The organism is Sinorhizobium garamanticum (genome assembly GCF_029892065.1).
GTDB lineage: Bacteria > Pseudomonadota > Alphaproteobacteria > Rhizobiales > Rhizobiaceae > Sinorhizobium > Sinorhizobium garamanticum.
Map to the genome: position 1 here is coordinate 1417826 of NZ_CP120373.1, position 19327 is coordinate 1437152.

A 19327-nucleotide genomic window follows, 5' to 3' on the forward strand; every position below is an offset into this window, starting at 1 on the left:
CACCTGAAAGGCGAAAGCTCGGTGCGGCCGGCATGCCGCTCGGGCGAAACGGGACCCAAGAAGAGGCCTTCATGTCTTCTGCCTTCGATTTCGAGCCACAGCCACGCCGCGCCTCGGTCGCCGTCGATGTCGGCGGCGTGATCGTCGGCGGCGGCGCTCCCGTCGTCGTCCAGTCGATGACGAATACGGATACGGCCGATGTCGACGCGACCGTCGCCCAGGTGGCGGCACTTCACAAGGCGGGGTCCGAACTGGTGCGGATCACGGTCGATCGCGACCAAAGTGCCGCGGCGGTACCGAAGATTCGCGAGCGGCTTTTGCGCATCGGCATCGACGTTCCGCTTGTCGGCGACTTCCACTATATCGGCCACAAGCTCTTGGCCGATCACCCGGCTTGCGCCGAAGCGCTGGCGAAATATCGCATCAACCCGGGCAACGTCGGCTTCAAGGACAAGAAGGACAAGCAGTTCGCCGAGATCATCGAGATGGCGATGCGCTACGACAAGCCGGTGCGCATCGGCGTCAACTGGGGTTCGCTCGATCAGGAACTGCTGACCCGGCTGATGGACGAGAATCAGGCCAAGGGCTCGCCGCTGACGGCGCAGCAGGTGACGCGCGAGACGATCGTGCAGTCGGCACTGCTCTCGGCGGAGCTGGCCGAAGAGCTCGGCCTGCCGCGCAACCGCATCATCCTTTCCGCCAAGGTTTCGGGCGTGCAGGACCTGATCGCCGTCTATGCGATGCTCGCCGCCCGTTCCGATCATGCGTTGCATCTCGGGCTTACCGAAGCCGGCATGGGAACGAAGGGCATCGTCGCGTCCTCCGCCTCGCTCGGCATCCTGATGCAGCAGGGCATCGGCGACACGATCCGCATTTCGCTGACGCCTGAACCGGGCGGCGACCGCACCCGCGAGGTGCAGGTGGCGCAGGAATTGCTGCAGGTCATGGGGTTCCGCCAGTTCATTCCTGTGGTTGCCGCCTGTCCCGGCTGCGGCCGCACGACATCGACGGTCTTCCAGGAACTCGCCCAGAAGATCCAGGAGGATATCCGCGCCAGCATGCCGGTTTGGCGCGAGAAATATCCGGGCGTCGAGGCGCTGAAGGTTGCCGTCATGGGTTGCATCGTCAATGGCCCGGGCGAAAGCAAGCATGCCGATATCGGCATTTCGCTTCCCGGAACCGGCGAGACGCCGGCAGCACCCGTCTTCATCGATGGCCAGAAGGCGATGACGTTGCGCGGACCGAAGATCGCCGAGGAGTTCCAGCTTCTCGTCGCCGACTATATCGAGAAGCGTTACGGTCGCGGCCAGGCGGCCGCGGAATAGCTCGGAACAGTCAGAGTCTCGCCGTCAGCAGTTTCAGACCGGCGAATGCAAAGAAGCCTGCCATCAGGCTTTCGATCACGCGCCGCGATTTGAGATAGGCGCGGTGGACCGGCGACAGCGAGAAGACGATCGCGAAGCCGCAGAAGGTCATGAGCCCGATCAGCATGCAGCCGCCGATGAAAGCGGCGGTAACGCCGACCGGCGCCCCTTCCGGCATGCCGAGCGAGACCAGCATGATCCAGGCAAAGATCGCCTTGGGATTGGTCAAGTGGATGCCGAGTCCCTTGAGGTAGAGCTTCTTCAACGACATCTCCAGCGGAACGCGAAGCGATGCCTGTGACTGACCGCGCATCGCCGCCCTGAGCGCGTTGTAGGCAAGCCAGAAGAGATAACAGGCGCCGGCGATCTTCAGGACGATGATCGCCTGTCCATAGGTCTGGATCAGCGCCGAGAGACCCGATGCCGTCAGCATCGCCCAGGTGTAGCTGCCGCTCAGCACGCCGAACGCAAGCGCGAGACCGGCCTTTCGCCCCTGGCTGACAGACGTTGCAATGATCGCCAGAACCGCCGGCCCCGGCGACGCGACCGCGATGATATAGGCGGTCCAGGCGACGAGAAGCTGCGGCAGATAGGGCGTGAGGTCAAGCATGGTGCGGCGTCCGTCTTTGGTTCGTGCAAACAGTAGCCGAGGCCTCTGTGGATGCCAATGGGAGGCGGCATGCGGGTCTCAAACCGCTTCGCCCCTACCGCTCGGGCTGCGGGCGGGAAAAAGGGGCGCTGTGCCATCGGTCCCTCATCCGGCCTGCCGGCCACCTTCTCCCCGCAAGCGAGGCGAAGGCGCAAGTGGCAATCACGCCAATCCCTCTCCCCCTACGGGCATCTAGATGGAAAAGGGCACTCCGGCGGCCCGGTCCCCTCGCCCCGCTTGCGGGGAGAGGGTTAGGGTGAGGGGCAAGGCAAGGTTGGCGCCGTCCGGGCGTTAGCCTCAAAGAATCTTGTCGAGGGCTTCGACCAGTCTCGCACATTCCTCGTCGGTACCGATGGTGATGCGCAAGAAATCGGATATCCGCGGCTTGGCGAAGTGGCGGACGATCACGGCTCTCTCCCTCAGCTTCGCCGCCAGCGCTTGGCCCGCATGTTTCGGATGCCGGGCGAAGACGAAGTTCGCCTGCGATGGCAGGACCTCGAATCCGCGCGCTTCGAGCTCGCCTGCCAGCTTCTCCCGCGAAGCAATGATCTTGCCGCGCGTCGTCTCGAACCAGGCCTCGTCCTTGATCGCGGCGATGGCGCCTGCCTGGGCCGCCCGTCCGAGCGGATAGGAGTTGAAGCTGTCCTTGACGCGCTCCAAAGCCTCGATCAGCGGCCGCCGGCCGATCGCGAAGCCGACCCGCAATCCGGCAAGCGCCCTCGATTTCGAAAAAGTCTGCACGACGAGCAGGTTTTCGTATTTCGGAACCAGGGCCGTCGCGGATTCGCCGCCGAAATCGATATAGGCCTCGTCGATCACCACCGGCTGGTCGGGGTGTTCGGCGACCAGCGCCTCGATGTCGGCGAGCGGCAGGCCGATGCCGGTGGGTGCATTCGGGTTGGGAAGAATGATCGCGCCGGCGGGGCGACGGTAATCGACGATGTCGATGCCGAAGGCGTCATTGAGCGGCACCTCTATCGCGTCGATGCCGAAAAGGCCCGCATAGGTCGGATAGAAGCTGTAGGAGATATCCGGATAGAGCAGCGGCCGATCGTGTTTCAACAGCGCAGCGAAGCTGTGCGCCAGCACTTCGTCGGAGCCGTTGCCGACGAAGACCTCCTCCGGTCCGACGCCATATCTCGTGGCGATCGCTTTCCGCAGGTCGATCGCGAGCGGATCCGGATAGAGCCTGAGATCGGCGCTTGCCGCAGCCCGGATCGCCTCGATCACCTTGTCGGAAGGGGCGTAGGGGTTTTCGTTGGTGTTCAGCTTGACGAGGTTCGCCATGCGCGGCTGTTCGCCCGGGACATAGGGTTTCAGCGCGGAGACGATCGGCGACCAGTATTTGCTCACGGGCTAGAGCCTTTCATGTCTAAATGGGAGCATTCTGCCGGAGCAGGTTTCCGTCAGGATAATAGGCGATCGTCGAGTGGCGTACACGGACGTACGGCCGAGGCGATCGCCTATTATCCCGACGGAAAGATGCCCGGCCCTTCGGGTTGGCTGAAGCGGGCGGCCTGTTTGCCCGGCTGGCTTGGCCGTATGCTTTGGCTACGCCGCGCGCCAGCCGGGCAAACATTCCGCTCCGCTTGAGCCAACAGAATTGCTTCCATTTAGACATGAAAGGCTCTAACTCCTGCGGTTGGCGATGAAGCGGGCGGTCTCGACGAGGATGGCCGATCGCGCGCCATAGGGCGCAAGTAGATTTTCCGCCTGCGCCACGAGTTCCTCGAGTTCGCGCTCGGCCCAGGCTTGCCCGTGAAGGGCCACGAGCGTGCCCTTGCCGCGTGCGGCATCCTTGCCGGTGGCTTTGCCCATCGCTTCCGCATCCGCTGTCAGATCGAGCAGATCGTCGGCGAGCTGGAAGGCGAGACCGATCTTTTCGCCGAAGGCGCGTAGCCGCCGCCGATCCTCGTCCGACGCATCGGCGATGATTGCGCCCGCCTCGCAGGCGAAACGAATGAGTGCCCCGGTCTTCATCGCCTGCAGCGTGACAATGCCGGCCTCGCCGGGCGCCGTTCTCTCGGCGGCGAGGTCGAGCGCCTGCCCGCCAGCCATGCCGCCGTGTCCGGAGGCACGCGCAAGCGCCGATATCAGCGCCGTCTTTTGCCGGTCGGAAAGCGGCGTTTCCGGTGCGGCGATGATGTCGAAGGCGAAGGTCAGCAGGCTGTCACCGGCCAGAATGGCGGTTGCCTCGTCGAAGGCGATGTGCACTGTCGGCTGCCCGCGTCTCAAATCGTCATCATCCATCGCCGGCAGGTCGTCGTGGACGAGCGAGTAGCAATGCACGCATTCGAGCGCGGCGCCGATCCTGAGTGCCGCATCGGCGTCGCCATCGAGAAGCGCGGTGCATTCGCTCACGAGAAAGGGGCGCAGGCGTTTGCCGCCGTTGAGCACGCCATGGCGCATCGCGGCGAGCAGATTTGGAGGCCGCGCAATTTCATCTGCGCCGACGACTGGCCCCAGAAGGTCAGAAAGCAGTTCTTCCACTGCAAGCGCATTGGCCTTCAGGTGTGCGGAAAAGGATGACGTCTCTTTCATGCAGCGCTCTTTGGCATGCGGGAGAACGGCTTTCAACGGGCATTCGCGTCGCAGGCTACTGCATGATTCCTTAAATCGGAATCGATTTAAGGACAAAATCATGCAGCATTTCAAAGTGCTACAGCGACCTTAGTGCGTCCGATTGATGCTTTACGTGGGATGAGCGTGCAAGCGTCTTGCCTTTTGTAAGAAACGCCATTCAACTTTGCTCACCCATGAAATAAGAGAGGCGGATGGACAAAGAGGTGGACAGTCAGAGCGTGGACGTCGTTCCGGAAGCGTTGGAGGAGGGGGAGATGTCCGCCAATCGCTGGTCCGCCACATGGCGGGCGAGGTTCCGCCGCATCCTTCTTGCCGTCCTCACCCTCTTCGTGCTGCCCTATGTGCTGATCGTCTTCTATTCCCTGGACTTCGTTCGCCCGATCTCGACATTGATGCTGCGCGACCTCGTGCTCTTGCGTGGCTTTGACCGGCAATGGGTCGAGTTCGACGACATCGCCCCGGTGCTCGTCCAATCGGTGATGATGTCGGAGGATGGCCAGTTCTGCTCGCATGCCGGTATCGACTGGAACCAGATGCGCGGCGTCGTCGAGGATGCGCTGGATGGCGGACAGACGCGCGGCGCAAGCACGATCCCGATGCAGACGGTCAAGAACCTGTTTCTCTGGAACGGCCGCTCCTTTGTCCGCAAAGCGCTGGAACTGCCGCTCGCGATAGCGGCCGATTTCGTTTGGAGCAAGCGCCGGATGATGGAGATCTATCTGAACGTCGCCGAATGGGGCGACGGCATCTACGGCGTCGAGGCGGCCGCGCAGCACCACTTCGGCGTTTCGGCCGCCAGGCTTTCGCGCCGCCAGGCTGCTTTGCTCGCCGTATCGCTGCCCAATCCGATCGACCGCAATGCCGGCAAGCCCGCACGGGGCTTAAGGCGGCTTGCATCGCTCATCGAGCGGCGCGCCAGCCGCTCCGGCGGTTACATCACATGCCTTTATGACTAGGATGAAGCCAATTCATTGGTCTTGCAGCCGTTGATATGGCAAGTCTGCCGCACGACGAACCAGGCGGAGGCAGCATCGTGGACAAACTCGTTCTTTATGTCGGCAACAAGAATTACTCGTCCTGGTCTCTTCGGCCGTGGCTGGCGCTCGAAGCCTGCGGGGTTCCATTCGAGGATGTCGTCATTCCCTTCGATTTCCCTGCTGGAAATCCGCGCTTCCGCGAGATTTCGCCGACCGGACGGGTGCCGGTGCTCCATCATGGAGATGTCCGTGTCTGGGAATCCTTGGCGATCATCGAATATGTGGCAGAGCTTTTCCCCGAGGCCGGACTTTGGCCCGAAAACCGCGAGGATCGCGCCCGCGCCCGCAGCTATTCGATGGAGATGCTGTCCGGCTTCCGTGCCCTGCGCGGCGCCTGCCCGATGAACATACGCCGACCGCGCCGGGCAATTGCGCTGCCGGACGATGTCCAGTCCGACGTCGCTCGCATCGAAGAGATCTGGCGGGAATCGATCGCCCGCTCCGGCGGACCGTTTCTCTTCGGCCGCCGCTTCAGTGCGGCGGATGCGATGTTTGCGCCCGTCGTCAACCGTTTCGATGTCTACGAGCTGGTGACAGACCCTGCCACGCTCGCCTATATGGATGCCGTCAAGACGCACCCCGCCTTCCGCAAATGGGAGGAAGCGGCAAGGGCCGAACCCTGGATCGTGCCGGAGGACGAAGCCTGACACTGACGAAGAGCGGGCGGGCGCTCGGTTCCCGTCTCGAATCGAAAATTTGTGTGCGGGGACTGGTCAAACTGCGGTTGGCCATGTATAAGCGCGCGAAATTCCGAGATCGACATCTGTTTGACCCGGCCATTTTCGGCTGCTGAACAGTGTTTTGCCCGATAAGTGGAGAATGAAATGGCTGTACCGAAAAGAAAAACGAGCCCGTCCAAGCGTGGCATGCGCCGTTCCGCTGACGCCCTCAAGGCTCCGACCTACATCGAAGACAAGAACTCCGGCGAACTGCGCCGTCCGCACCACATCGACCTGAAGACCGGCATGTACCGCGGTCGCCAGGTTCTGACGCCGAAGGAAAACGCATAAGCGTTCCTGTCTACGGATGAAGTTTGAGGGCCGGCTTTGCCGGCCCTTTTTCTTTGATGCGTTGGACTTTGCCGTCCGAATCGCCGGGCCGGCTGCCCCTCATCCGCCTGCCGGCACCGCCCGCCCGTGAAGACGCGCCCTCGCAAATCCCCCTCGCTCCGCTTGCGGGGAGAGGGCCGGAGTTGAGGGCAAACCTCATTCCGCCCTCGATCTCCTGAATGATATGGGGCCGGGGGCTCAGCCGAGATTGTCGAGCTTCGTCTGAAGCGCGCGCAACTGTTCCTTGAGCTCGTCGATATCCTTGGCCTCGGCCTTCCTCGTTTCCTTGGCCGGGGGCGCGGCCATGAAGGGCGAGAACATCTGCATGGCCTGATGGAACATTTCGGTGTTGCGCCGCACCTGCTCCTCGACCAGTTGCAGCGGCACCTGCAGGTTCTTGCCAAGCGGCGTGTCGCCAAATGCCTTGTTGATCTGCTCGCGCATCTGGGCCTGCTGTTCGGTGAAGGCCTGCATGGAATGCTCGAGGTAGCTCGGCACCACCATCTGCATCTGGTCGCCATAGAAGGAGATCAGCTGGCGCAGAAATGAAATCGGCAAAAGCGTGTTGCCGGTCTTGGATTCCTGCTCGAAGATGATCTGCGTCAATACGGAGTGGGTGATGTCTTCGCCGGACTTTGCGTCCTGCACCACGAATTCTTCACCCTTCTTTACCATCACGGCCAGGTCGTCGAGGGTCACGTAGGTGCTGGTCCCGGTATTGTAGAGGCGCCGGTTCGCATATTTCTTGATAACGATCTGGCCTTCGTTCTTCGCCATCAGGGTCTCCTCTTACCCATCATCCCGTCTTTATTGTATTTTTCAGAGTATCCGCAAAATCGAGGCTCTGACAATCTCTTTGTGCAATGCGGCGACGCAGGTGCGAAATATGGTCACCGGGCGAAACGTGAAGCTTTTGCGGCAGCGCATCAAGGCGTTTGACTTGCGCTCAAGGCTTTGCCAGTCTGGCTACATCAGGCAAACGAAATATGAGGTAACGTCCCATGAGCAATCCCTCCGTCGTGATCGCCAGCGCGGCTCGCACCGCCGTCGGATCCTTTAACGGTGCCTTCGGCAACACCCCCGCGCACGAGTTGGGCGCGAGCGTCATCAAGGCGGTACTCGAGCGGGCGGGCGTCGACGCGGGAGAGGTGGACGAGGTGATCCTCGGCCAGGTTCTTCCCGCCGGTGAAGGGCAGAATCCGGCCCGTCAGGCAGCGATGAAGGCAGGCCTCCCGCAGGAAAAGACGGCTTGGGGCATGAACCAGCTGTGCGGTTCGGGTCTGCGCGCCGTGGCGCTCGGCATGCAGCAGATCGTCACCGGTGATGCGGATATCATCGTGGCCGGCGGCATGGAATCGATGTCGATGGCACCGCACTGCGCGCATCTCCGCGGCGGCGTGAAGATGGGCGACTACAAGATGATCGACACGATGATCAAGGATGGCCTGATGGATGCCTTCTACGGCTACCACATGGGCATCACCGCCGAGAACGTCGCCCGCAAGTGGCAGCTTACCCGCGAAGAGCAGGACGAATTCGCGCTCGCTTCGCAGAATAAGGCTGAAGCTGCGCAGAAGGCCGGCCGTTTCGCCGACGAGATCGTTCCTTTCATCGTGAAGACCCGTAAGGGCGACGTGACCGTCGACCAGGACGAATATATCCGCCACGGTGCGACGCTCGATTCCATGGCGAAGCTGCGCCCGGCCTTCGACAAGGAGGGAACCGTGACCGCCGGAAACGCATCGGGGCTGAACGACGGTGCGGCCGCGACGCTTTTGATGACCGAAGCGCAGGCGGAAAAGCGCGGCATTCAGCCGATTGCCCGCATCGTTTCCTGGGCGACGGCCGGCGTCGATCCGCAGATCATGGGGACCGGGCCGATCCCAGCTTCCCGCAAGGCACTGGAGAAGGCCGGCTGGTCGGTCGGCGATGTGCAGCTCGTGGAGGCGAACGAAGCCTTCGCGGCACAGGCCTGTGCCGTCAACAAGGATCTCGGCTGGGATCCGTCGATCGTCAACGTCAACGGCGGTGCGATCGCGATCGGCCATCCGATCGGCGCTTCCGGTGCCCGCGTCCTCAACACCTTGCTCTTCGAGATGAAGCGGCGCGGCGTTTCCAAGGGGCTGGCCACCTTGTGCATCGGCGGCGGCATGGGCGTCGCCATGTGCGTCGAGCGCCTGTAGCCGGCCGGATCCTATGCAGCAGGCCGGCCGAACAGTTTTCCGGTGCATTTGCCGGTCTGCTGGCCTGCTGTCCCTATGTGACATCGGCGAAATTGATCAAGCACATGTGGCCCGTCTATGCCGGGCCGCATGCCGATCACCTATGCAACATTGAAATCAATCTTGTGGGAGGCGAGCATGAGCAGGGTAGCGTTGGTTACGGGTGGATCCCGCGGCATCGGTGCAGCCATTTCGGTGGCTCTGAAAGCGGCAGGCTACAAGGTGGCCGCAAACTATGCCGGCAACGACGAGAAGGCCCAGGCCTTCAAGCAGGAAACCGGCATCCCCGTCTACAAGTGGGATGTCTCCAATTACCAGGCCTGTGCCGAGGGCATTGCCAAGGTGGAGGCGGATCTCGGGCCGGTGGACGTTCTTGTCAACAATGCCGGCATCACGCGTGATGCGATGTTTCACAAGATGACGCCGGAACAATGGGGTGAAGTGATCAGCACCAATCTGACCGGCGTCTTCAACATGACGCATCCACTCTGGTCGGGCATGCGCGACCGCGGCTTCGGGCGTGTCATCAACATCTCCTCGATCAACGGTCAGAAAGGGCAGATGGGCCAGGCGAATTATTCCGCCGCCAAGGCCGGCGATCTCGGCTTCACAAAGGCACTCGCCCAGGAAGGGGCGGCAAAAGGCATCACCGTCAACGCGATCTGCCCGGGTTATATCGGCACGGAGATGGTAAGGGCTGTGCCGGAAAAGGTGCTCAACGAACGGATCATTCCGCAGATTCCGGTCGGGCGTCTCGGTGAACCGGAAGAAGTTGCGCGTTGCGTCGTGTTCCTGGCGTCCGACGACGCAGGCTTCATCACTGGCTCGACGATTTCGGCCAATGGTGGCCAGTTCTTCGTCTGAACCCGCCAAACGCCAAGACCCAAACTCCAAGACAATGTCATCTCTCGCGGCGCCTTCCTGGGCGCCGCTTTTGTTGCGGAAGTGGAATTCATCGCTCGATGCAATGGTTAACGACACAGCCTTTCAGTGCACCGGTTGCGAAAAATCCAACCGCGATTCTATTGATCCGTAAGCACCGGAGCCACTATATGTTGTGGTGAACAAAACGAGAAAACTATCGTGTCAGCGATTCGTCGCCGATTCGTTCCGGCTTTGATCGAAAGGTTAATGCGACGATTCATATTCCTTGATTCGCCGAGTCCCAAGACGAATCTGGGTTAAAATTTTCCAAACTTTCCAGAGTCTTGGATTCCGAATCCTTGATCACAATTAACGCTCCGGAAAGGAAAGTTAACGGGGCTGACGGCATTCGTTTGCGCGATGTTCCGGCAGATTCAGCATGTGGTGCGAGTCTTTCTACGGCAGTCTAGATATAGCCGTGAACATACAGTGAATCGACGCGAGTCAGCGATTCGTCGCTGATTCGTTCCACCGCTGTTCCGAATGTTAATGTTGGAGGCACCAAATGTGGCTCGGGGAGGAGGCCGCAGGCGGTTTTAATTGCCCGCACCCCTTGCGTTTGGCCCGGCGCGTGGGCATGTGTTCCCAGCCGGCTCGCGAAACCGCGCCGGCTCGTTGAGAATGCCAGGATCGATGACGTGTCCTTTCAATCCATGATCCTGAGCGGTCGCGGTGTGACCGCGGTGCTCGGGCCAACCAATACCGGCAAGACCCACTACGCGATCGAGCGCATGGTTGCGCATGACAGCGGTGTCATCGGCCTGCCGCTGCGGCTGCTTGCGCGCGAGGTCTATACGCGTCTGGTCGAGAAGGTGGGCCACCGCAACGTCGCGCTGATCACGGGTGAGGAAAAGATCACGCCGCATCGGGCGCGCTATTCGGTCTGCACCGTCGAAGCCATGCCGCGCGAAACGACGGCGTCGTTCGTAGCGATCGACGAGGTGCAGCTCGCCGCCGACCTCGAGCGTGGCCATATCTTCACCGACAGGCTGCTGCATCTGCGCGGCCGCGACGAAACGCTGCTGCTCGGCGCCGCGACGATGCGGCCCATTCTCCACCAGCTCCTGCCGGGGATCACCTTCAACGAGCGTCCGCGCCTCTCGCAGCTTCTCTATGCGGGATCAAAGAAGATCACCCGGCTCCCGCATCGTTCCGCAATCGTCGCTTTTTCGGCCGACGAGGTCTATGCCATCGCCGAGCTCATCCGGCGGCAGCGCGGCGGCGCCGCCGTCGTGCTCGGGGCACTGTCGCCGCGTACCCGTAATGCCCAGGTCGCGCTCTACCAGGAGGGCGACGTCGAATATCTTGTGGCGACCGATGCCATCGGCATGGGCCTCAATCTCGACGTCGATCATGTCGCCTTCGCGCAGGACCGCAAGTTCGATGGCTACCAGTACCGCAATCTCAACCCCGCGGAGCTCGCCCAGGTCGCGGGACGGGCGGGCCGGCATGTGCGGGACGGAACATTCGGTGTCACCGGGCGCGTCGATCCCTTCGACAACGAACTCGTGCATCGCATGGAGTCGCACGAATTCGATGCCGTCAGGGTCTTGCAATGGCGGTCCAAGGCGGTCGATTATTCCTCGCTGAAGGCGCTCAAGAAAAGCCTCGAGGCAGCGCCGGCCGTTGCCGGCCTGACGCGTGCCCTTCCGGCTGTCGATCAGCAGGCGCTGGAGCACCTGATGCGCTATCCCGAAATCGTGGACGTTGCGACCACGTCCGAGCGGGTCGAGACGCTGTGGGAGGCCTGCGCCCTACCCGACTACCGGCGCATAACGCCGGCGCAACACGCGGACCTGATTTCGACGATCTACGCCGATCTCGTTCGCGACGGCACGGTCAACGAAGACTTCATGGCCGAGCAGGTTCGCCGCGCGGATCACACCGATGGCGAGATTGACACACTTTCGGCGCGAATTGCGCAGATCAGGACCTGGACCTATGTGTCCAATAGGCCCGGATGGCTTGCCGATCCGACACACTGGCAAGAAAAGACGCGGGAAATCGAAGATCGATTGTCCGACGCGCTACATGAAAGGTTGACGAAACGCTTTGTTGATCGCAGGACATCTGTGCTCATGAAGCGCCTGAGAGAGAATGCGATGCTGGAAGCTGAAATCAGTGTGAATGGTGATGTCTTCGTTGAGGGGCACCACGTAGGCCAATTAGCCGGTTTCCGGTTCACTTTGGCAGCCGGTGGCGAAGGGTCGGATGCGAAGGCGGTGCAAGGTGCTGCCCAGAAGGCGCTTGCGTTGGAATTCGAGGCGCGTGCCGCACGCCTGCATGCGGCCGGCAACGGTGATCTTGCGCTTTCGTCGGATGGCCTCGTGCGCTGGCTCGGTGATCCCGTGGCGCGGCTTGCTGCGAGCGATCACGTCATGCGTCCCCGCGTCATCCTGCTCGCCGACGAGCAGCTCCAGGCCAATGCCCGCGACCATGTGCTGGCCCGGATCGAACGATTCGTGAACCACCATATCGGCACGATCTTGAAGCCGCTTGACGACATCTCCCGTGCGGAGGACCTCGAAGGTCTCGCCAAGGGCCTGGCTTTCCAGCTCGTCGAGAATCTCGGTGTGCTATTCCGCCGTGACGTCGCCGAGGAGGTGAAGTCGCTCGACCAGGACGGTCGCGCGTCTATCCGCAAATACGGTGTTCGCTTCGGCGCCTATCACATCTTCCTGCCGGCTCTCCTGAAACCGGCGCCAGCGGAGCTCATCACGCTGCTCTGGGCACTGAAGAACGACGGACTCGACAAGCCCGGCTATGGCGAACTCATTCCGATGCTTGCTGCCGGCCGTACCTCTGTCGTCACCGATCCGTCGTTCGAGCGGACATTCTACAAGCTTGCGGGCTTCCGTTTCCTCGGCAAGCGAGCCGTGCGGATCGACATCCTTGAGCGGCTCGCCGATCTCATCCGTCCGCTTCTGCAGTGGAAGCCGGGCGCAGAGCCGCGTCCGGACGGCGCATACGACGGCCGCCGCTTCATGGCGACGACAGCGATGCTGTCCATTCTCGGCGCAACGCCCGACGACATGGAGGAAATCCTGAAGGGGCTCGGCTATCGCGCCGACAGCGTGACCGCCGAAGAGGCGGCAGCCTTCCTCGCAAGCCAGGGCGGAGATGCGACCCCGGCGGAGACGCCGGTCGAAAGTGCCGCGGCCGAGAACGTCGATGCGGATGCGAAGGCCGAGAGCGAGCCGGCCGGCGTGACGCAGACGGAAGCGCCCGCAGCCGAAGCAACCAACGACGCGCCGGCTGAAGCAAGCCCGGCGGAAGAGCCTACCGAAGCCAGGCCCGTCCTCCTCTGGCGTCCTGGGACGCGCCAGGACAACCAGCGCCAGGCCGGCCGCCACCAGGGCGATCATCGCCGTGGTGGCCAGCGGCATGGTCAGGGCGAAGGCAGGGAGGGCGGCCGCAAGGGCGGAGCGCCCATGCGCGGCAAGGCACAGGAGAACAGGCCGGGTGGCGGCGGCCAGCGCAAGGATCGGCCCGATCGCCACGATCGGGGCGGCAAGCCGGGCGGTCCGAAGTTCGAAGGGCGCCCGCCGCGCAAAGAAAAGCCGCTGGATCCGGATTCGCCCTTTGCGAAACTTGCCGCTCTCAAGGAGCAGCTGAAAAAGTAGGAAGGCAATGGAGAAACAGCCAACGTCTGCGCCTGCACCTCGTCAGCGGCTCGACAAGTGGCTGTTCTTCGCTCGGCTGATCAAATCGCGCTCGCTTGCCCAGAAGGCGATCGAGGCTGGCCATGTCGCGGTCAACGGCGCGCGGGTGACGCAATCCTCCGCTCAGGTAAAGGCAGGCGATACGCTCGAACTGTCGCTGGAGCGACGTGACTTCGTCGTTCGCGTGCTCTTACCCGGCGCACGGCGGGGTCCCTACGAGGAGGCCCGCCTGCTCTACGAGGATCTGACCCCGCCGGCCTCCTCCCAGAGGCTCACGGCCTTCGAGCAGGCGACGCGTGAACGGGGCGCAGGGCGACCGACGAAACGGGAGCGGCGCGACACGGATCGCTTGAAGCCCGGTCTCAATGATGACGATTAATTCAAATGCGGCGTTTGCCCCTACCTAGAGCCCTTCAGGGTTAAATGGAAGCAGTTCTGCCGGAGCAGGTTTTCGTCAGGGCAGAGGCGATTGGCGAAGGGGCGTACCCGGATGTACGTCCGAGCCGATCGCCTCTGAGCCTGGCGGAAAGATGCCCGGCCCTGCGGGTTGGCTGAAACGGGCCGCCTGATCGGCCGGCCGGCTTGGCCGTATGCTTTGGCTACGCCGCGCGCCGGCCGGGTCGACCATCCGACTCCGTTTGAGCCAACAGAACTGTTTCCATTTAATCCTGAAGGGCTCTAGCCCGCAGGCGGGGGGACGGGATTAACGGGCCGCGCGCCTGACCCTCCTCCCAGCAATACGCCGCCCGCAGGTGGGGCGAGGGATTTGAGCGGGCGCCGCCGAACGCGCACTCCGTCTTCGCTGTCGCCACGCTCGCGTCGCAGGGCTTCGCGGCACATTTTGCACGCTTCGATCCCTGACCGGAGCAACGCTGGAAAACTCTGCCCGTTTCGCCACAAAACGCGCATGGTTTATCCTTGCAAAGGGCGCCCAAAGCCTTTACGTGACAAGCCAAGTTAGGTGGCATTCGGGTCTGCTTCGGCAGCTATGCGCGTCGGACATTCCTAGCATGCACGGACGATGGGCATCACCATTGATTGCCGTTTGCCATCAAATGTGAGCTTTGGCTGGAGTACCTCATGACGTATGTCGTGACCGACAATTGCATTCGCTGCAAGTATACGGACTGCGTGGAAGTCTGCCCGGTGGACTGCTTCTATGAAGGGGAGAATTTCCTCGTCATTCACCCCGACGAGTGTATCGATTGCGGGGTGTGCGAGCCGGAATGTCCCGCCGGGGCGATCAAGCCGGATACCGAGCCGGGCCTCGACATGTGGTTGAAATTGAACGCTGATTTTGCGACGAAGTGGCCGAATATCACGGTGAAGCGGGATCCTTTGCCGGAGGCCAAGGAGATGGACGGCATCGAGGGAAAATATGAGAAGTATTTCTCTGACGAGCCGGGACAGGGCGACTGACGCATTCGTCCTGTGCTTGGTTCGCCGACGCTGACGAACGGATACAAAGCGAGGGCCGAAATCTGGGGAAATCCGGCCTCGGCTTCACACTTGCGAGCGTGGCAGCTTGATCGCTGCCGTGCAGCAAATTATTGATTTGCGCAATTTTTTGTGATAGGTTTCTGACACTGATCCACCGAGGGTGCTTTTGCGCGCCCGAAAACCATCACGAAAGCAAACGATCTCCACGGCGCGGCTCTTCCCAAATACGCAACGTTCCGTTGCTTGCGACCGCGATATATGAGGCCGTATGCGTTCCGTTGGACGGACCAGGATTGACCCCACCCGGCGGTATCCCCGTCTATCCCGGGCCTGACCGACCCGGCCCCGGCCTTTGAGAGGCCGGGTGCGAAATAGGGAGTTTTTGAAACGAATGACGACCCAGCAGAAAAAATCTTCAACGCGCCAAGGCTTCAAGACCGGTGAATCGATCGTATATCCGGCTCATGGTGTTGGCCAGATCGTTGCGATTGAGGAGCAGGAAGTCGCTGGCATGAAGCTCGAGCTTTTTGTCATCGATTTCGAGAAGGACAAGATGCGTCTCAAGGTGCCGGTGGCGAAAGCCGTCACGATCGGCATGCGCAAGCTGTCCGAAACCGATTTCGTCGATCGTGCGCTGAAGGTCGTGCAGGGCAAGGCACGCGTGAAGCGGACCATGTGGTCCCGCCGTGCCCAGGAATATGATGCCAAGATCAATTCCGGCGATCTCATCTCCATCGCGGAAGTGGTGCGCGATCTCTATCGCGCGGAAAACCAGCCTGAACAGTCCTATTCCGAACGCCAGCTTTATGAGGCCGCCCTTGATCGCATGGCGCGCGAAATCGCTGCCGTCAACAAGATGTCGGAAACGGAGGCGGTCCGTCTCGTCGAAGCCAACCTGAACAAGGGGCCGAAGCGCGGCAAGGCCATCGAAGAAGAGGATACCCAGGACGAGGCCGCTTGAGCCGCAGTCCCACTGCATGTTTCCTTAAATCGGAGCCGATCCAAGGACAAAAACGTGCAGCAATTCAAAGTGCGACAGCGTCCTTTGCGCGTCTGATAAGACGCGCGGCACTGTAGAGACAACCCGAAAGCCACGACCCAAAAGCCCGGCCCTCGCGCCGGGCTTTTTCTTTGCTCGCATGGCTCCTGCATGTTTCCTTAAACCGTACTCGATTAAGAGCCCTTCAGGGTTAGATGGAAGCAGTTCTGCCGGAGCAGGTTTTCGTCAGGGCAGAGGCGATCGGCGAAGGGGCGTACCCGGATGTACGTCCGAGCCGATCGCCTCTGAGCCTGGCGGAAAGATGCCCGGCCCTTCGGGTTGGCTGAAACGGGCCGCCTGATCGACCGGCCGGCTTGGCCGTATGCTTTGGCTACGCCGCGCGCCGGCCGGTCGACCATCCGACTCCGTTTGAGCCAACAGAACTGTTTCCATTTAACCCTGAAGGGCTCTAAGGATAAAAACATGCAGCAATTCAAAGTGCGACGGCGGCCTTTGCGAGTCTGATAAGACGCGCGCGGCGCTGTAGCAGCACCCGCATGCTTTGGCGACATGCAGAAACAATCATCCCGGAATCATTGCAGGCAGGGGAACCTTTTGCGCTGGCACGCGTTTGGATTGGCCGGTACGAAGGTATTCACCTTTGCTGCCCGGACGACTTGGTTCTGTGATTTTTCACCGTTTCAGGTTCGTGTCTTCGATTTAGGGCGCTGCACCGGTTCTTCAAGTATGATCCTGGCGCTCGCCGTTTCCTGTCGCCGGATGCTCCGACAAGCGTTTGGCCCTTCGTGTTCAATCGTTAACGGCGCCCGGCGCCAGCTACGGAGCGATCGATGAAGACCCTTACAGCAGACAGGCGCATGATCAAGATTGCCATGGACGCGCCCTATCTCGCGCGCGACGAAGAGCATGCCCTGGCGCAGGCCTGGAGGGACAACAATGATCAGGAGGCGCGCAACAAGATTGCCATGGCGCATATGCGCCTCGTGATCGCCATGGCGGCGAAATTCCGCAGCTTCGGTTTGCCTATGAGCGATCTCGTCCAGGAGGGGCATGTCGGCCTGCTGGAGGCGGCGGCACGCTTCGAGCCAAGCCGGGACGTTCGCTTCTCGACCTATGCCACCTGGTGGATCCGCGCATCGATGCAGGACTACGTCCTGCGCAACTGGTCGATCGTGCGCGGGGGGACAAGCTCGGCGCAAAAGGCGCTGTTCTTCAATCTCAGGAGGTTACGTGCGCGTCTTGCGCAAGGCGACCGGCAACTGACCTCGCAGGCGATGCATGAGGAGATTGCCGCGGCGCTGGGCGTCAGCCTTGCCGACGTGCAGACGATGGATGCGCGCCTGTCCGGAAGCGACGCTTCGCTACAGGCGCCTGTCGGCCACGGAGATTCGGACGGCGGCGAGCGACTCGACTTCCTGGCGAGCGAAGCGCCGCTGCCCGATGAGCAAGTCAGCGACATGATTGACGGCGAACGTGCTCGTCGCTGGCTTCATATCGCGCTTGGGGAGTTGAGCGAGCGCGAGATGAAGATCATCCGCGCCCGGCGTTTGTCGGAAGACGGCGCGACGTTGGAGGAGCTTGGCGTCGACCTCGGCATCTCGAAGGAGCGCGTCAGGCAGATCGAGACCCGGGCGCTGGAAAAGCTGCGCGCCGCGCTCGCCGCCAAGGCGCCGGCACTGACTGCCGGCATGCACTGACCGCGACCGGCATCGCTTAAGCCAAACCATCAAAGAATCACGCAGCCAGGACTACCGCAGACTACTCCGCAATGATCTTCACCTTGTCGCCGGGCTTGACGGTGGAGGTGATCTGCATCGCATTGATCAAGCGGAAGAGATCGAGCTTGCGATCCGTTCCCATCATCCGGGCGGCGAGCGTCGCCATCGTGTCGCCGGATCTCACGGTGACTACGCGAATGCGCAGCGGCTTCAACGATTGCACCTCCGCCTGCGTCATCCGCCGGAAGGAGCCGCGCAACTGGCTCGCCGTGCCTTCGAGCGCGCTCGATCCCTTGGGTACGGCGGTCAGGAAACGGTAGATGCGGTTGTCGATGCGGATCACGGTGACGTCGAAGTCCCAACGATCGGCGGACGCCCGCGCCGTGGCTGCCTCGAGGCCGTCGACGGAAATCGGACGGATTGTATCCGGCTGCAAGCCCGTAACCCAACCGCTGGCGATGTAGTCAGTGAGGTTGCGCCCTGCCGTATCGGCCACACCGTCGAAGCGGATCGCGATGTCACCCGGGCCGGTCGCAAGCACCGCCTCGGCCTTGTTGTCGATCTGGAAGCCGACCGGGACGTCGAAGCGGATGCCGAGCTGGCCGTGCAGGAATGTCTGGCCGCGGACGTAACCTTCCTGCGGGCTGTCGCCATAGAGAATGCCATCGATACCGGCCAGATAGTAGTCCCGCCCTCTGTCGCCGCTTGTGCCTTCAGGACCGAAAGCGCGCGCGTGCCGGCGCGCCAGATCGACGCGCTGCGGCGCATTGGGATGACTCGACAGGAAGTCGAGGCTCTGGTCGGATTCCGGATCGACCGCCGTGAAGCGGGCGTAGGCCGCCATCGAATCCAGGAAGCGGGCGGCGGCATAAGGGTCGTATCCGGCCTCGCCGAGCATGCGCACGCCGATCACGTCGGCCTGCAGTTCCTGATTGCGGGAGAAGGCGGCGAGCCGCAGCTTGCCGCGGGCAAGCGCCTGTTTCCCGGCCAGATTGGAGGCAAGCACTTCGGAGACGACCCGGCTCGCGATCACCTCGGCCTCTTCGCGCTGCTGGCGCTCGATGCCGTGGTTTGCGGTGACGTGCGCCATCTCGTGCGAGAGCACGGCCGCGACCTCCGAGGCATCGTTGGCAAGCGCCAAAAGGCCGCGCGTGACGTAGAGATAGCCGCCCGGCAGCGCAAAGGCGTTGATCGCCGGTGAATTCAAGATGGTGATGCGATAGGACTGCTGCGGATTTTCCGAAACCGCCGTCAGCGCGCCGGTGATGCGCGCCACCAACCGTTCGGTCTTGGCGTCCTTGTATTCGCCACCGTAGCTCGCAACGATCCGCGGGTGTTCACGTGCGCCGAGTTGGGCACGCGGGTCGTTCTTCTGCACTTCCTCGACGATCTGCGGATTTGACGAGGGGGAAACGGTCGGCTCATAGGTCTGTTCGATCATCGATTGGCAGGCGGACAGGAACGTGGCTGCCAGGAATGCAACCATTAATCGTGCATTCCTGCCGCCGCGTCGCGTCCGAATCCGGCCGTCGATGACTGTATGCCTAACCATGCCTCAGCCCGTTCCCCTACGCCGGCGCGTGCCACAACTCGAGCGCCGACGTTGAAAAATCCTACTTTTTCAGCCGGATACAGCGTTCCGGTCTGGGTTGTCAGCCATCATTGTGCTGTATCGATTT

General features: G+C 62.0%; 16 protein-coding genes. 11 read left to right on the top strand and 5 right to left on the bottom strand.

Annotated elements, in window-relative coordinates; genetic code table 11:
• Positions 1 to 71: 71 nt before the first annotated feature.
• Positions 72 to 1325, top strand: coding sequence for a flavodoxin-dependent (E)-4-hydroxy-3-methylbut-2-enyl-diphosphate synthase (ispG, locus tag PZN02_RS06595; RefSeq protein WP_280660800.1), 1254 nt, complete (start codon positions 72 to 74; stop codon positions 1323 to 1325).
• A gap of 10 nt (positions 1326 to 1335) precedes the next feature.
• On the opposite strand, the gene PZN02_RS06600 is transcribed toward ispG, so the two are convergent.
• The 3 genes from PZN02_RS06600 to PZN02_RS06610 all read right to left on the bottom strand — a co-directional run bounded on the left by PZN02_RS06600 (position 1336) and on the right by PZN02_RS06610 (position 4554).
• Positions 1336 to 1974 carry a LysE family translocator gene (locus PZN02_RS06600; RefSeq protein ID WP_280660801.1) on the bottom strand — a complete coding sequence of 213 codons (639 nt, stop codon included), beginning with the start codon at positions 1972 to 1974 and terminating at the stop codon, positions 1336 to 1338.
• A gap of 336 nt (positions 1975 to 2310) precedes the next feature.
• The gene (gene hisC / locus PZN02_RS06605; protein ID WP_280660802.1) at positions 2311 to 3366 is read right to left on the bottom strand and encodes a histidinol-phosphate transaminase; all 1056 of its coding nucleotides are present in this window, start codon (positions 3364 to 3366) and stop codon (positions 2311 to 2313) included.
• A 276-nt stretch (positions 3367 to 3642) separates the two neighbouring features.
• A complete protein-coding gene (locus tag PZN02_RS06610; protein ID WP_280660803.1) occupies positions 3643 to 4554 on the bottom strand; it encodes a polyprenyl synthetase family protein in 912 nt (303 codons plus the stop codon).
• Between the two features lie 296 nt (positions 4555 to 4850).
• Here PZN02_RS06610 and mtgA point away from each other — a divergent pair, with 296 nt between their 5' ends.
• The 3 genes from mtgA to rpmF all read left to right on the top strand — a co-directional run bounded on the left by mtgA (position 4851) and on the right by rpmF (position 6643).
• On the top strand, positions 4851 to 5552 hold the full coding sequence (gene mtgA, locus PZN02_RS06615) for a monofunctional biosynthetic peptidoglycan transglycosylase (protein WP_280661406.1): 702 nt from the start codon (positions 4851 to 4853) through the stop codon (positions 5550 to 5552).
• 77 nt (positions 5553 to 5629) lie between these two features.
• Positions 5630 to 6280 (top strand): glutathione S-transferase family protein, encoded by a 651-nt coding sequence (locus PZN02_RS06620; RefSeq protein ID WP_280660804.1) that lies wholly within the window; start codon positions 5630 to 5632, stop codon positions 6278 to 6280.
• 177 nt (positions 6281 to 6457) lie between these two features.
• A complete protein-coding gene (rpmF, locus tag PZN02_RS06625; RefSeq protein ID WP_003535764.1) occupies positions 6458 to 6643 on the top strand; it encodes a 50S ribosomal protein L32 in 186 nt (61 codons plus the stop codon).
• Between the two features lie 237 nt (positions 6644 to 6880).
• Here the strand turns inward: rpmF and phaR are convergent, their stop codons facing one another.
• Entirely contained in the window at positions 6881 to 7459 is a 579-nt protein-coding gene (phaR, locus tag PZN02_RS06630) for a polyhydroxyalkanoate synthesis repressor PhaR (protein ID WP_280660805.1), read from the bottom strand.
• Positions 7460 to 7683: 224 nt separating this feature from the next.
• On the opposite strand from phaR, the gene PZN02_RS06635 reads away from it, so the two are divergent.
• From PZN02_RS06635 to PZN02_RS06665, 7 genes are all read left to right on the top strand, one after another.
• The gene (locus PZN02_RS06635; protein WP_280660806.1) at positions 7684 to 8865 is read left to right on the top strand and encodes an acetyl-CoA C-acetyltransferase; all 1182 of its coding nucleotides are present in this window, start codon (positions 7684 to 7686) and stop codon (positions 8863 to 8865) included.
• A 177-nt stretch (positions 8866 to 9042) separates the two neighbouring features.
• A complete protein-coding gene (phbB, locus tag PZN02_RS06640; protein WP_280660807.1) occupies positions 9043 to 9768 on the top strand; it encodes a beta-ketoacyl-ACP reductase in 726 nt (241 codons plus the stop codon).
• 713 nt (positions 9769 to 10481) lie between these two features.
• Positions 10482 to 13451 (top strand): helicase-related protein, encoded by a 2970-nt coding sequence (locus tag PZN02_RS06645; RefSeq protein WP_280661407.1) that lies wholly within the window; start codon positions 10482 to 10484, stop codon positions 13449 to 13451.
• A gap of 7 nt (positions 13452 to 13458) precedes the next feature.
• Positions 13459 to 13869 carry an RNA-binding S4 domain-containing protein gene (locus PZN02_RS06650; protein ID WP_280660808.1) on the top strand — a complete coding sequence of 137 codons (411 nt, stop codon included), beginning with the start codon at positions 13459 to 13461 and terminating at the stop codon, positions 13867 to 13869.
• Positions 13870 to 14570: 701 nt separating this feature from the next.
• Entirely contained in the window at positions 14571 to 14909 is a 339-nt protein-coding gene (fdxA, locus tag PZN02_RS06655) for a ferredoxin FdxA (RefSeq protein WP_280660809.1), read from the top strand.
• A gap of 412 nt (positions 14910 to 15321) precedes the next feature.
• Positions 15322 to 15891 carry a CarD family transcriptional regulator gene (locus PZN02_RS06660; RefSeq protein WP_280660810.1) on the top strand — a complete coding sequence of 190 codons (570 nt, stop codon included), beginning with the start codon at positions 15322 to 15324 and terminating at the stop codon, positions 15889 to 15891.
• An 869-nt stretch (positions 15892 to 16760) separates the two neighbouring features.
• Positions 16761 to 17627 carry an RNA polymerase factor sigma-32 gene (locus PZN02_RS06665; RefSeq protein WP_280660811.1) on the top strand — a complete coding sequence of 289 codons (867 nt, stop codon included), beginning with the start codon at positions 16761 to 16763 and terminating at the stop codon, positions 17625 to 17627.
• 61 nt (positions 17628 to 17688) lie between these two features.
• Here the strand turns inward: PZN02_RS06665 and PZN02_RS06670 are convergent, their stop codons facing one another.
• Complete coding sequence (locus tag PZN02_RS06670; protein ID WP_425336274.1) at positions 17689 to 19200, bottom strand: M48 family metalloprotease; 1512 nt, start codon at positions 19198 to 19200, stop codon at positions 17689 to 17691.
• Between the last annotated feature and the right edge of the window lie 127 nt (positions 19201 to 19327).